Source organism: Paracoccus sp. Arc7-R13 (assembly GCF_004010775.1).
Lineage (GTDB): Bacteria > Pseudomonadota > Alphaproteobacteria > Rhodobacterales > Rhodobacteraceae > Paracoccus > Paracoccus marcusii.
In genome coordinates this window covers 2,561,089-2,574,387 of sequence record NZ_CP034810.1, presented here as the reverse complement: position 1 = coordinate 2,574,387, position 13,299 = coordinate 2,561,089, and the positions used below count along the sequence as shown (strand labels likewise).

The following is a 13,299-nucleotide window of genomic DNA, read 5'->3' as shown; positions in this document are numbered from 1 at the left end:
CCTCAGCGGGCCAGCAGCCGGGCCATCGCGCGCGCGGCCTCGGGTACGGGCTGGATCAGCGGCACGGGGGACAGGGGCGCCAGCCGGACCGCCGCTTGCGCCAATGGGCCGCCACCGATGATCACCGCCTCGGCACCGGCTGCCGCGGCCCGCATCACCGCGTCCAGCAGGGCGTGATCCAGCGCGTCGGGAACGCGCATCACGTCGGGGCTGTCGGTCAGGTGACACCCCAGATAGCGGCCGGGCTGCCCCCGCATCAGCGCGTCGATCCGGTCCCGCAGGGCAGGGGTGGTGGTCGCGACCGCAAAGGCGCGCCCCCCTTGCGCCGCCGCCCGCGCGGCTGCGGCCCCGATGCCGATCACCGGCACCGCAAGGCGGGCTGCCAGCCGATCCGCGCCCGGATCGCCGAAGGCGGCGACGATCACGCCGCGACACGCCGCGGGCGGGTGCAGCGCCGCGATGCCGTCGGCCGCACGGTCCAGCTGGTCCGGGGTGACGATCACCTGCGGCCCTGTGGGCGCCGTCCACGCCTGAAGGCCCGCCAGCCACGGCGCCGCGATCGCGCACATCGCCGCGGTCGTGACTGGGTTCGCGTTGGGATTGGCCAGCAGGATCATCCCGCGCCTGTGGCCCGCTTATCGATGCGCTGTCCATCCCGAAAGACCGGCCGCGATGGCGAAAACATTGCGTGCAGGAATTGTCAGCAATCTGACCGCCCGGCGTGCATCGCGCAGGTTTTTTGCGAACCGACGCCCGCGTGATGGCCGCCCGCCGCTGCGCAGCCCTGCCGAGGCGGTCCAAGGTGATCCCAATTCGGGGCAGCAACGACCCCGGCCAACAGGGAGAACGACCGTGCTTGATCTGAGAAAAGGCATCGCCGCATTGGCGCTTTCGGTGGCGGTGCTGGCCGGACCTGCGGCCATGGCCCAAGGCACACTGCGCATCGGCATGACCGCCGCCGACATCCCGCTGACCACCGGCCAGCCCGATCAGGGCGGCGAGGGGCTGCGCTTCATCGGCTATACGGTCTATGATGCGCTGATCAACTGGGATCTGACGCAGGGCGACGGGCCGTCCGGCCTGGTGCCGGGCCTGGCCACCGCATGGGAGGCCGACGAGGCCGACCGCACCCGCTGGACCTTCACGCTGCGCGAGGGGGTGACCTTCCACGACGGCAGCCCGTTCAATGCCGAGAACGTGGTCTGGAACCTGGACAAGCTGCTGGACGAAAGCGCCGAACAGTATGATCCGCGCCAATCGGCGCAGGGCAAGTCGCGCATTCCCGCCATCGCCAGCTATCGCGCCGTAGACGATCTGACGGTCGAGATCATCACGCATGAGCCGGACGCGACGCTGCCCTATCAGCTGGCCTGGGTGATGATGTCGTCCAAGGCCAACTGGGAGGCGTTGGGCAAGGACTGGGAGCAGGTCGCTGCCAAGCCGTCAGGGACGGGGCCGTGGATGATGGAATCCTTCGTCCCGCGTGAACGGGCCGAGCTGGTGCCCTTTGCCGATTACTGGGACGAGACGCGCATCCCCAAGCTGGACCGGCTGGTGCTGATCCCGTTGCCGGAATCGAATGCACGTTCGGCCGCGCTGATGTCGGGGCAGGTCGACTGGATCGAGGCGCCGGCCCCCGATACCATTCCCGCGATGCAGGGCAACGGCTTTGCCATCACCCAGAACGCGCTGCCGCATAACTGGACCTGGCACCTGAGCCGGGTCGAGGGGTCGCCCTGGAACGACATCCGCGTGCGCAAGGCCGCGAACCTGGCCATCGACCGCGAGGCGATGGGCGCGCTGCTGGGCGGGCTGATGATCCCGGCCAAGGGGTTTGTGCCGCCGGGGTCGCAATGGTTCGGAGAGCCGGATTTCGACGTCACCTATGACCTGGAGGCCGCGCAGGCCCTGATGACCGAAGCCGGGTTCGGCCCCGACAACCGGCTGAAGGTCAAGGCGCTGATCTCTCCCTCCGGGTCGGGCCAGATGCTGCCGCTGCCGATGAACGAATACATCCAGCAGTCGCTGGCCCAAGCCTGGATCGACGTCGAGTTCATGGTCGTCGAGTGGAACCAGATGATCAACCTGTGGCGCGCGGGCGCCGCCGATCCCTCGGTCGAGGGATCGCAGTCGATCAACTTCACCTATTTCATCCAGGATCCGTTCACCGGCTTCATCCGGCACCTGGATTGCGACCTGGTGGCGCCCAACGGCACCAATTGGGGGCATTACTGCGACGAGGACATGCAGGGCCTGTTCGAGGAGATCAAGACCACCTTCGACCCCGCCGAACAGGACGCGGTCCTGCGTCGCACGCATGAAAAGTTCGTCGATGATGCGCTGTTCCTGATGGTCACGCATGACGTGGCGCCCCGCGCCATGTCGCCCAAGGTACAGGGCTTCGTGCAACCGCAGAACTGGTACCTGAACTTCTCGTCCATAACGATGGCCGACTGACCCGCAACCGGCCGCGCCCGTTGCGGGTGCGGCCCAGCCAGGGACGCATGACGTGCTCAGCTATTTCCTTCGACGCCTGATCCTGGTGTTGCCGGTGGCCTTCGGGGTGTCGGTCGTCTGTTTCGCTCTGGTGCAGATCGCGCCGGGCGATCCGCTGACGGCTATCATGCCGGTCGATGCCACCGCCGAACAGCAGGCCGCGATGCGCGCGGCATACGGTTTGGACAAGCCGGTGCCGGTGCAATACCTGATCTGGGTCGGCAACCTGCTGCAGGGAGAGATGGGCCGCTCGATCGCCTCGGGCCGCCCGGTGGCCGACGAGGTCTTCGGCGCGGTCGGCAATTCGCTGCTGCTGGCGGCGGCGGCGGCGGTGATCGCCTTTCCGATCGGCATCTTCCTGGGGTTCCTGGCAGGATATTTCCGCGACACGGCGCTGGACCGGGCGGTGACGGCGCTGTCGATCACGGGCGTGTCGGTGCCGAACTATTGGCTGGGCATCGTGCTGGTCATCATCTTTTCGGTCAATCTGGGCTGGCTGCCGTCGATGGGCGCGGGGCCGGGCGGGTCGCAGGACTGGCAATGGGACTGGGCGCATCTGCGCCACCTAGTCCTGCCTGCGGTGACGCTGGCCGTGGTGCCCATCGGCATCGTCGCGCGCACCGTCCGGGCGCTGGCGGGCGACATCCTGTCGATGGATTTCGTCACCGCGCTTTACGCCAAGGGCCTCAGCCGCGGCGACGTGCTGCGCCATGTGGCCCGCAACGCCGCCGCGACCGCCCTTTCGGTGATGGGGTTGCAGCTGGGATACCTGCTGGGCGGGTCGATCCTGATCGAGACGGTCTTCAACTGGCCCGGTTCCGGATTCCTTCTGTCCAACGCGATCTTTCAGCGCGACCTGCCGCTGTTGCAGGGGACGATCCTGGTGCTGGCCATGTTCTTCGTCGGCATGAACCTGATCGTCGATGTGGCCCAGGCCGCCATCGACCCCCGCGTGAAAAGGAACTGAGCGCATGGTTCAGGTGACCACAAATATCCCCGCCGTTCCGCCCGCGCAGCGCGGATACTGGTCGGGCGTGCTGTCGCGGCTGCGCCGCGATCCGGTGTCGATGATCTGCGCAGGCGTGCTGGCGCTGTTGATCCTTTCGGCGGTCTTCGCACCCTGGCTGGGCCTGGCCGACCCCTATCAGGGCAGCATGATCAAGCGCCTGGCCGCCCCCGGCACGCCCGGCCACCTACTGGGCACGGACGAACAGGGCCGCGACATGCTGTCCCGGCTGATTCATGGCGGTCGCCTGACGCTGTTCATCGGGCTGATGCCGGTGGTGTTGGCCTTCTTCATCGGCGGCACCCTGGGGATCATCGCGGGCTATGTCGGCGGCATCACCAACACGATCATCATGCGGGTCGTGGACGTGTTCTTTGCCTTTCCGTCGGTCCTGCTGGCCATCGCCATCTCGGGCGCCCTGGGCGCGGGGGTGCTGAACAGCCTGGTGTCGCTGACCATCGTCTTCGTGCCCCCCGTGACCCGCGTGGCCGAGGCGGTGACCTCGGGCGTGCGGTCCTTGGACTATATCGACGCGGCGCGGGCCTCGGGGGCGAATGCGCTGACGGTGATCCGGGTGCATGTGATCGGCAACGTGCTGTCGCCGATCTTCGTCTATGCGACCTCGCTGACATCGGTCTGCATGATCCTGGCGGCGGGGCTGTCCTTTCTGGGCATCGGCGTGCGCCCGCCCGAACCGGAATGGGGGCTGATGCTGAACACGCTGCGATCCGCCATCTATGTGAACCCGTGGCTGGCGGCGCTGCCGGGGGTGATGATCTTTGCCACCTCGCTGTGCCTGAACCTGCTCAGCGACGGTCTGAGGAGTGCGATGAATGTCCGCGACTGACAAAACCCTGCTGAGCGTGCGCGACCTGAAGAAGCATTTTCCCATCAATGGCGGCATCCTGGGCCGCACCCAGGCGATGGTCCAGGCCGTGGACGGCGTCAGCTTCGACGTCCGCGCGGGGGAGGCCCTGGGCATCGTCGGCGAATCCGGCTGCGGAAAGTCCACCACGGCGAAACTGCTGATCGGCCTGGTGGACCGCGACGAGGGCGACATCGACCTGGGCGGCAAGTCCCTTGGCCGCGACATCAGCCTGCGCGCGCTGCGCCGCGACATCCAGATGGTCTTCCAGGACAGCTATGCCTCGCTGAACCCGCGCATGACCATCCTGGACAGCATCGCGTTCGGCGCGCGCGTGCAGGGCCTGGACGATCCGGCGGGCCGGGCGCGCCGCCTGATGGCGCGGGTCGGTCTGGACCCCGACCGCTTTGCGGGCCGCTATCCGCACGAACTCTCGGGCGGGCAGCGCCAGCGCATCAACATCGCCCGCGCCCTGGTCATGTCGCCCAAGGTCGTGGTGCTGGACGAGGCCGTCAGAGCGCTGGACAAATCGGTCGAGGCGCAGGTCCTGAACCTGCTGTCGGACCTGCGCGCGGAGTTCGGGCTGACCTATATCTTCATCAGCCATGACCTGAACGTGGTGCGATACATCTCGGACCGCATCCTGGTCATGTATCTGGGCGAGGTCGTGGAACTGGCCCCGGTCGACATGATCTGGGCCGAACAGGCGCATCCCTATACCCGGTCGCTGTTTTCCGCGATGCCGTCGATGGACCCGGACAACCGCACGCAGAAGCCGCCGCTGACCGGCGATCCGCCGAACCCCATCGACCCGCCGCCGGGCTGCCGGTTCCACACCCGCTGCGCCTTTGCGGCCGACATCTGCAAGACCCGCCACCCCGCCCTGGGGCCGATGGTCGCCGGGTCGCCGCATTGGGTCGCCTGTCACCTCCACGACCCGGCATCCGGCCATCCGCGCGCCGGACAGGGGGTGCCCGCATGACGCCGCTGCTGCAGATCGACAATCTGGACGTCCGTTTCAAGGGCGGGCGCACGGTCCATGCCATCAACGACCTGTCCCTCACCCTGATGCCGGGCGAAACCCTGGCCCTGCTGGGCGAGAGCGGGTCGGGCAAGAGCGTCATGCTGAAGACCCTGCTGCGCCTGCTGCCCCAGAAACGCACCGACCTGTCGGGCGATATCCGCTTTGACGGGACCGACATCATGACCCTGTCGGGGCGGGCGTTGCGGTCCTATCGCGGGGGCGACGTGTCGATGGTCTTCCAGGACCCCGGCCTGGCGCTGGACCCGGTCTATACCGTGGGCCAGCAGATCGCCGAGACGGTGATGCGCCACAAGGGCCTGTCCCGGGAGAACGCGATGGACGTGGCGCTGGACATGCTGCACCGCGTGCGCATCCCATCGCCGAAACGGCGGCTGGCCAATTATCCGCACGAGCTGTCGGGCGGCATGCGGCAGCGGGTGATGATCGCGCTGGCGCTGGCTTGCCGTCCGCGCCTGCTGCTGGCGGACGAGCCGACGACCGCGCTGGACGCGACGGTGCAGATCCAGATCCTGCTGCTGCTGCGCGAATTGCAGCGCGAATTCGGCATGGGGGTGATCTTCGTCACCCACGACATCGGCGTGGCGGTCGAAATCTCGGAACGCATCGCTGTCATGTATGCCGGCCAGATCGTCGAGGAAGGCACTACGCGCGACGTCATTCGCAACCCGCGCCACCCCTATACCCAGGGGCTGCTGGCCGCGAACCTGCATGACGTGGCGCGCGGCGCGCGGCTCGACGCGATCCCCGGTGCCCCTCCGTCGCTGGAGGTGCGGCCGGACAGCTGTTCCTTTGCGCCCCGCTGTCCGATGGCGCTGCCGGCCTGCCGACAGGCGTTGCCGCCCGTCCTGACGCCCGGCCCCCGCCGCCGCGTGGCCTGCCTGCGCGCAGGCGAAACCCTTGCCGCAGAGTAGATCATGACCGACCCCTGGCACGCCTTTCTGCCCTATCCGCCCGTCCCGGTTCCCCATGCGGACCAGGGCCCGCTGTCGGGCCTGACCCTTGCGGTCAAGGACATCTATCACGTCGCCGGATACCGCACCGGGGCGGGGTGTCCGCTGTATCTGGCGGAAAGCCCGGTTCACGCGGACACCGCCCCCTGCGTCCAGCGCCTGCTGGATGCCGGCGCGCGCTTTGTGGGCAAGGTTCACACGGACGAACTGGCGTGGTCCATGTACGGCATGAATGCCCATTTCGGCACGCCCGTGAACCCGGCCGCCCCGGACCGCATTCCCGGCGGGTCGTCGTCGGGGTCGGCGGTTGCGGTGGCGGGCGGGCTGGCCGACATCGCCATCGGGTCGGATACCGGCGGCTCGGTCCGCGCACCGGCCAGCTTTTGCGCGACATGGGGGTGGCGGCCGACACACGGCCTGATCCCGATGGCGGGCGCGATGGCGCTGGCGCCCAGCTTCGACGCCTGCGGGCTGTTCGCGCGCAACGGGATGGTGCTGGCCCGTGCCGCCGCCGCGCTGGTCGCGGATGCAGCCCCCGTGACCGCGCCGGACCTGATGGTGCCTACCGACATGCTGGCCCTGCTGGGGCCTGAGGCGCGCGCGGTCTGGCAGGCCGGGTTCGGACATCTGCCTGCACGCGGGGTAAGTGTCTATCCCGACGGGGTGGATGCGGCCTATGCGACGTTCCTGACCGCGGTCACGGCGAATGCCAAGGAAACGATCCTGCCCTTCATCCGGGCCTCGCGCATGCCGCTGGTGCGCGGCATCGACGGGCGCGCCGACGCGGCCGACGCGCTGACCCCCGACCAGATCGCCCAGGGTCGCGGCGCGCGCGAGGCGTTCGCGCGGCACATGGACGCCCTGCTTGGCGCGAATGGCGTCCTGCTGGCCCCGGTCGTGCATGACGCGCCGTTCCGCCTGGACGCGCCCCAAGCGGTGTTCGACGGCTTTCGTCACGATGCGCAGCGGTTGCTGTGCGTGGCTGGCATGGCGCGGCTGCCGCAGGTCGTGTTTCCCGCCGGAACCGTCGACGGTGCGCCGTTCGGCCTGTCGCTGATAGGGCCGCGCGGGTCCGACCTGTCGCTGATCGCGCTGGCCTGCCAACTGTCCCGCCAACCGCAGGAGGCCGCATGACCTGTCCCATAGAGACGCGCCTGGCCGACCTGGGCCACGCGCTGCCGCCATCCGCCCCGTCGCGGGCGCTGTTTCTGCCCGGCAAGGTCAGCGGCAACCTGCTGTTCCTGTCGGGCCAGATCTGCGAATGGGAGGGGGTGCCGCAGTATTTCGGCCCCATCGGTCCCGGCTTTGATATGGCGGACGGGCAGGCGGCGGCGCGGATGTGCGCGCTGAACCTGCTGTTCTCGATCCGCGCGGTGGCTGGCTCGTTGTCACGGGTGTCGCAGGTGATCCGGCTGGGCGGGTTCGTCGCCGCGCCGCCGGGCTATGGCGATGGACCGGCGGTCGTGAACGGTGCGTCGCAGCTGTTCATCGACCTGTGGGGCGATGCGGGACGCCATGCCCGCACCGCGGTCAACGTGGCGTCCTTGCCCGCCAACGCGCTGGTCGAGATCGAGGCGATCGTCGAGCTTACCCCGCCGTGACCTGATCCGCGATCCAGGTGCGAAACCGGGCAAAGGCCGGGTCACCCTGACGGCGGTCGGGCCATGCCAGCCAATAGGCGCCCTCGCCGGGAACGCCTGCGCGCAGGATCGGCTCTAGGCGGCCCTCGTCGATCTCTGGCTGGGCGAGATAGCTGGGCAGCAGCGCCACGCCAAGCCCCGCGATCGCCGCCTGGATCATCATCGAGAACTGGTCCATCACCATGCCCGACACAGCCGGCGGCGTGCCGCCCTGGGCCGCGAACCACGCGGACCAGCCCGAAGGCCGCGTCTCCAGCTGCAGCAGGGGCAGGCCCGCCATGTCCGAGGGATGCGCCACCGGATGATGCGCCAGCATCTGCGGCGAGGCGCAGGCCGTCAGGCGTTCGTCGAACAGCCGCAGGTGATGCGCGTCGGGCCAGTCGGGCTGGCCGAAGAAGATCACCGCGTCAAAGGCTTCGCTGGCAAAGCTGAAACGCTGTATCTTGGTCGAAAGGTTGATCGAGATGCCGGGATTGTCCGACAGGAACTGTCCGATCCGCGGCGCCAGCCAGCGCGTGGCAAAGGTCGGCAGCACCGACAGCGACAGCACGCCCCCGCCCGGATTGGCGATCAGCCCCATGCTGGCCCGCTGGATCACGTCCAGCCCCTGGGTGACGGACGCGGCATAGGTCACGGCTTCGGGGGTGGGGGTCAGGCGCTTGCGGTCGCGGGTGAACAGGGGCTTGCCCAGCTGCCGTTCCAGTGACGCGACCAGCCGGCTGACGGTGCTTTGCGTCAGGTGCAGCTCGTCCGCGGCGGCGGTGACGGACCCGTGGCGCATCACCGCCTCGAAGGCGATAAGTTGGGACAGGCTGGGCAGGAACCGACGTTGGCGCATGAGATCATTCATAGAATGCATGAACGCATGAGGAAATAGCGTTTTTCATGCGACGCGTGCCGGGTTACCCTGTGTCCAACAGTCATCACATGCAGGACCCATCGCCATGCTGGACAAGACAACCGTCGATCACAAGGGTACGGCCTTTGCCTGGGAGGACCCCTTCCTGCTGGACGACCAGTTGGAGGAGGATGAGCGCATGATCCGCGATACCGCCGCCTCCTTTGCCGCCGACAAGCTGGCCCCGCGCGTCACCGACGCCTATCTGTCCGAGCAGACCGACCCCGAGATCTTTCGCGAGATGGGTGCCAGCGGCCTTCTGGGCGTGACCATCCCCGAGGAATATGGCGGGGTCGGCGCGGGCTATGTGGCCTACGGCCTGGTCGCGCGCGAGGTCGAGCGGATCGACAGCGGTTACCGGTCGATGATGTCGGTGCAGTCGAGCCTGGTGATGTTCCCGATCCATGCCTATGGGTCGGAGGAGCAGCGGATGAAGTACCTGCCGAAGCTAGCATCGGGCGAATGGATCGGCTGCTTTGGCCTAACCGAACCGGATGCAGGCTCCGACCCCGCCGGCATGAAGACCCGCGCGACCAAGACCGAGGGCGGCTATGTGCTGAACGGGGCCAAGATGTGGATCTCGAACAGCCCGATCGCGGATGTCTTCGTGGTCTGGGCCAAGTCCGAGGCGCATGGCGGCAAGATCCGCGGCTTTGTCCTGGAGAAGGGCATGAAGGGCCTCAGCGCGCCCAAGATCGGCGGCAAGCTGAGCTTGCGCGCCTCCATCACCGGCGAGATCGTCATGGAGAACGTGGAGGTGTCCGAGGACGCGCTGCTGCCCAATGTCAGCGGCATGTCCGGTCCCTTCGGGTGTCTGAACCGCGCGCGTTACGGCATCAGCTGGGGCGTGATGGGGGCGGCCGAGGATTGCTGGTTCCGCGCGCATCGCTATGGCATGGACCGCAAGCAGTTCAACCGGCCCCTGGCCGCGACGCAGCTGTTCCAGAAGAAGCTGGCCGACATGCAGACCGAGATCGCCCTGGGCCTGCAGGCGTCCTTGCGCGTCGGTCGCCTGATGGATCAGGGCCGCTTCGCGCCCGAGATGATCTCGATCATCAAGCGTAACAACTGTGGCAAGGCGCTGGATATCGCGCGGATGTCGCGGGACATGCATGGCGGCAACGGCATCCAGGCCGAATATCACGTCATGCGCCACGCGCAGAACCTGGAGACGGTGAACACCTATGAGGGCACGCATGACGTCCACGCCCTGATCCTGGGCCGCGCGCAGACGGGGCTGCAGGCCTTTGCCTGAAGGCCCGCTCTCCGGCCTGCGCGTCGTCGAACTGGCGCGCATCCTGGCCGGTCCCTGGATCGGCCAGACCTTGGCCGATCTGGGCGCCGAGGTCATCAAGGTCGAGGCCCCCGAAGGCGACGACACCCGCCGTTGGGGCCCGCCCTTCATCGACCGTCCCCGCGCCGACGGCACGGTGGAGACGGTCGCCGCCTATTTCCACGCCACGAACCGCGGCAAGACCAGCGTCACCTGCGACTTCAACGATGCGGGCGATGTGGAGCGTCTGCGTGCGCTGATCGACGGCGCCGATGTGGTGATCGAGAATTTCAAGGCGGGTGGCCTGGCGCGGTTCGGGCTGGATTACGCGACGCTTTCGGCGCGCAATCCGGGACTGGTCTATGCTTCGGTCACCGGCTTCGGGCAGACCGGGCCGCGCGCCAGCCAGCCGGGATATGACTTCATGATCCAGGGCATGGGCGGCATCATGGAGCTGACTGGCGATCCTGCAGGTGATCCGCAGAAGGTCGGCGTGGCCTGGATCGATATCTTCACCGGCCTCTATGGTGTCATCGGCATCCAGGCGGCGCTGGCGGAGCGGGCGCGGTCGGGGCGGGGGCAGCAGGTCGATCTGGCGCTGTTCGACTGCGCGGTGGGAGTGCTGGCCAATCAGGCGGCGAACCATCTGCTGGGCGGGGTCGAACCCGCGCGGTTGGGCAATGCCCATCCGAACATCGTGCCCTATCAGGTCTTTCCGGCGCGGGACGGCCATCTGATCGTCGCCTGCGGGAACGACCGTCAGTTCCGGTCGCTGTGCCTGGCGCTGGACCTGCCTGCGCTGGCGGATGATCCGACGCTGGCCACCAATGCGCAGCGGGTGGCGGGGCGCGAGGTGCTGTGCGCGACCCTGGCGCGGGCGATGACATCGCGCGACCGCGCCGACCTGATCGCGGCGCTGACCGCGGCCGGAGTGCCTGCAGGTCCGATCAACCGTGTGTCCGAGGCGCTGTCCGACCCGCAGGCGCAGGCGCGGGGCATGGTCGTGTCGCCCGAGGGCATCGCGGGGTTGCGCACGCCCATCACCCTGTCTCGCAGCCCGACGGTAGCAGAAGGTGCCGCCCCGGCCCTGGGCGAGGGTTCGTTTAGCTGGCGGCGGTGACCAGCGGCTGCGGCGCATGCAGCGGCAGGATCGCCCGCGCCGCCTGATCGCCAAAGGCGCAATCGAAGACGATGTCGCTGCCCATGCCGAAGACGCGCGTGTCCGGGCGAAGCGCATCTTTCAGCTTGTCCACCGGGGACAGGCTGGTCAGCCCCTGCGGCCCTGATCCGATGATCAGCGGTGCAATCGACACCTGCAGCCGGTCCAGCAGGCCAGCCTCCAGGAAACCGGTGATGGTGATGCCGCCACCCTCAATCAGCAGCGATCCAAGGCCCATGTTCCGCAAGCCTTCAAGCACCTGCGCCGGGTCCAGGCGTCCATCCGGGGCGGGCAGGCGCAAGACCTCGATCCCCGGGGCGCGGGGGCGGTTTACGCCGGTGACGATGATCCGCCGCGCACCATCCGCCATCAGCACCAGCGCATCGTCGGGCAGCCGCCCGCGCGGGTCGATGACGATGCGCGCAGGGTTGTGGCCGCTGCACAGGCGTACGGTCAGGCGCGGCTGATCGTGCAGCGCGGTCTTGACCCCGATCACCACCCCTTCGACCAGCGCGCGCAGGCGGTGCAGATGGGCTAGGCCTTCGGGGCCGGACACATCACGCGCATCGCCGGTGGCCGTCGCGACCCGCCCGTCCAGCGACTGTCCGATCTGCGCGATCGTGACCGGACCAAGATCGCGTCGCGCGACCGGCGCATAGAGGTCAAGCGCCGCGCGTTCGCCGGCGCTGAACCGACCGCAGCAGGCGCAGGCCTGGCCGGTGCGGACCGACAGAAGCCGGTCCCAGACCCGAGGGGTGACGTCGACGGCATGCATGGGCGGTCCTCCTCTGGGTGTCAGGCCGTGCCGGGGGGCAGGACCAGCATGTCATGATGCCCGATCAGGCAACGGCTGTCGCCTGCCATGGCGATCCGGCTGCGGCCCCAATCGGTGGCGACGGACAGGCCGGTCTCGGATGCGGCCTCGGCGATGCCCTGGACCAGGGCGCGGTGCAGCGGGGCCTGATCGGGGCCGATCCGCCACGGGCTTTGGCCGGTGTGGACGTCGAAGCCCGCGTCACGGAAGATCTGCGTGGCGGTCACGGCCGCATCGGGCCCAAGCGCGGGGCCAAGCCCCTTGTCGCCGCGCTGATGGTCGTTGAACGCCCGCGTGACGTCCGCATCGCGCGGCAGCGCCGGATCCCACGTCATGATGCCGTCATAGGACAGCGCCGCATAGAACGGCACGCCGGCATCGGCCAGTCGCGTGGCCAGCGCGGCGATCCAGTCAGCGGGCATCAGGTCCAGCAGAGCCGATGCCGTGACCAGCGTCACGCCATCCAGCGGCAGCCCCTTCAGGTCGCGCAGGTCCAGCTGGTGGACGGTGGCGCGGCCCGGCGCCTCGGTCGCCGCGCGCTCCAGCAGGGCTGAATCGTTGTCGACCAGGTGCCAGCGGGCATTGTCGGGCAGATGCGGGCCAAGCGTGCGCAGGGTCGATCCGGTACCGCAGCCCAGGTCCAGCACGACCGGGTCCGGCCCGGCCAGAACCGCCGCCTGCGCCATCAGGGTCGCGTCGCGGGCGGCCATGTCGGCGGGTTCGCGCAGGCCCAGCCATTCCGCCGAGAACCCCATGCTCAGATATCCCCTTCGTACCAGGCGCGGGCCATGTGGCTTTCGTGCAGCAGGACGCGCAGCTTCTTGACGCGGCCGCCATCCTTCAGCCCGCCGGCCCGCACGGTGCCGGCCATCTGATCGAAGATATGCTTGCACAGAAATTCGGTCGTAGTCATTTTCCCTTCGAATTCAGGAATGTCGTCCAGGTTCTTGTAGCGCAGCGGAGCCAGCGTCTCGGCCAGGGCTTCGGTTGCAAGGCCGATGTCGACGACCAGGCTTTCATCATCCATCTCGGCGGCGAAGAAGGCGCAGTCTACGGTGAATGTCGCGCCATGCACCCCTTGTGCCGGACCGAAGGTCGGCGAGGGGAAGGAATGGGCGATCATGATGTGGTCTCGGACTTCGACGGCGAACAT

At 68.3% G+C, this 13,299-nt stretch carries 14 protein-coding genes; 9 read left to right on the top strand and 5 right to left on the bottom strand.

What is annotated here, in order from left to right; translation table 11 throughout:
- Nucleotides 1-2: 2 nt before the first annotated feature.
- Nucleotides 3-617, bottom strand: coding sequence for an aspartate/glutamate racemase family protein (locus EOJ32_RS12810; RefSeq protein ID WP_127898826.1), 615 nt, complete (start codon nt 615-617; stop codon nt 3-5).
- A 235-nt stretch (nt 618-852) separates the two neighbouring features.
- Between EOJ32_RS12810 and EOJ32_RS12805 the strand changes: the two genes are divergently transcribed.
- Genes EOJ32_RS12805 through EOJ32_RS12775 form a run of 7 tightly spaced genes read left to right on the top strand, consistent with a single transcriptional unit; the run spans nt 853 to nt 7,963 of the window.
- The gene (locus tag EOJ32_RS12805) at nt 853-2,457 is read left to right on the top strand and encodes an ABC transporter substrate-binding protein (RefSeq protein WP_341872748.1); all 1,605 of its coding nucleotides are present in this window, start codon (nt 853-855) and stop codon (nt 2,455-2,457) included.
- Nucleotides 2,458-2,509: 52 nt separating this feature from the next.
- On the top strand, nt 2,510-3,463 hold the full coding sequence (locus tag EOJ32_RS12800; RefSeq protein WP_127898825.1) for an ABC transporter permease: 954 nt from the start codon (nt 2,510-2,512) through the stop codon (nt 3,461-3,463).
- Nucleotides 3,464-3,467: 4 nt separating this feature from the next.
- Nucleotides 3,468-4,349 carry an ABC transporter permease gene (locus tag EOJ32_RS12795; protein ID WP_127898824.1) on the top strand — a complete coding sequence of 294 codons (882 nt, stop codon included), beginning with the start codon at nt 3,468-3,470 and terminating at the stop codon, nt 4,347-4,349.
- Nucleotides 4,336-5,349, top strand: coding sequence for an ABC transporter ATP-binding protein (locus EOJ32_RS12790; RefSeq protein ID WP_127898823.1), 1,014 nt, complete (start codon nt 4,336-4,338; stop codon nt 5,347-5,349). The genes EOJ32_RS12795 and EOJ32_RS12790 overlap by 14 nt, the downstream gene beginning before the upstream one ends.
- Nucleotides 5,346-6,323, top strand: a complete 978-nt coding sequence (locus tag EOJ32_RS12785) for an ABC transporter ATP-binding protein (RefSeq protein WP_127898822.1) — start codon at nt 5,346-5,348, stop codon at nt 6,321-6,323. The genes EOJ32_RS12790 and EOJ32_RS12785 overlap by 4 nt, the downstream gene beginning before the upstream one ends.
- Nucleotides 6,324-6,326: 3 nt before the next feature.
- A complete protein-coding gene (locus tag EOJ32_RS12780) occupies nt 6,327-7,496 on the top strand; it encodes an amidase (RefSeq protein WP_127898821.1) in 1,170 nt (389 codons plus the stop codon).
- On the top strand, nt 7,493-7,963 hold the full coding sequence (locus EOJ32_RS12775) for a RidA family protein (RefSeq protein ID WP_127898820.1): 471 nt from the start codon (nt 7,493-7,495) through the stop codon (nt 7,961-7,963). The genes EOJ32_RS12780 and EOJ32_RS12775 overlap by 4 nt, the downstream gene beginning before the upstream one ends.
- On the opposite strand, the gene EOJ32_RS12770 is transcribed toward EOJ32_RS12775, so the two are convergent.
- On the bottom strand, nt 7,950-8,840 hold the full coding sequence (locus EOJ32_RS12770) for a LysR substrate-binding domain-containing protein (RefSeq protein ID WP_127898819.1): 891 nt from the start codon (nt 8,838-8,840) through the stop codon (nt 7,950-7,952). The two genes, EOJ32_RS12775 and EOJ32_RS12770, sit on opposite strands and share 14 nt — an antisense overlap.
- Before the next feature lie 106 nt (nt 8,841-8,946).
- Between EOJ32_RS12770 and EOJ32_RS12765 the strand changes: the two genes are divergently transcribed.
- Both EOJ32_RS12765 and EOJ32_RS12760 read left to right on the top strand, forming a co-directional pair.
- On the top strand, nt 8,947-10,155 hold the full coding sequence (locus EOJ32_RS12765; RefSeq protein WP_127898818.1) for an acyl-CoA dehydrogenase: 1,209 nt from the start codon (nt 8,947-8,949) through the stop codon (nt 10,153-10,155).
- Nucleotides 10,148-11,293 (top strand): CaiB/BaiF CoA-transferase family protein, encoded by a 1,146-nt coding sequence (locus EOJ32_RS12760; RefSeq protein ID WP_127898817.1) that lies wholly within the window; start codon nt 10,148-10,150, stop codon nt 11,291-11,293. Before EOJ32_RS12765 ends, EOJ32_RS12760 begins: the two co-directional genes overlap by 8 nt.
- On the opposite strand, the gene EOJ32_RS12755 is transcribed toward EOJ32_RS12760, so the two are convergent.
- Genes EOJ32_RS12755 through EOJ32_RS12745 form a run of 3 tightly spaced genes read right to left on the bottom strand, consistent with a single transcriptional unit; the run spans nt 11,277 to nt 13,299 of the window.
- Entirely contained in the window at nt 11,277-12,107 is an 831-nt protein-coding gene (locus EOJ32_RS12755; protein WP_127898816.1) for a RibD family protein, read from the bottom strand. The genes EOJ32_RS12760 and EOJ32_RS12755 overlap by 17 nt on opposite strands.
- Nucleotides 12,108-12,127: 20 nt before the next feature.
- Complete coding sequence (locus EOJ32_RS12750; RefSeq protein ID WP_127898815.1) at nt 12,128-12,901, bottom strand: trans-aconitate 2-methyltransferase; 774 nt, start codon at nt 12,899-12,901, stop codon at nt 12,128-12,130.
- A gap of 2 nt (nt 12,902-12,903) precedes the next feature.
- Complete coding sequence (locus EOJ32_RS12745) at nt 12,904-13,299, bottom strand: 6-carboxytetrahydropterin synthase (protein WP_127898814.1); 396 nt, start codon at nt 13,297-13,299, stop codon at nt 12,904-12,906.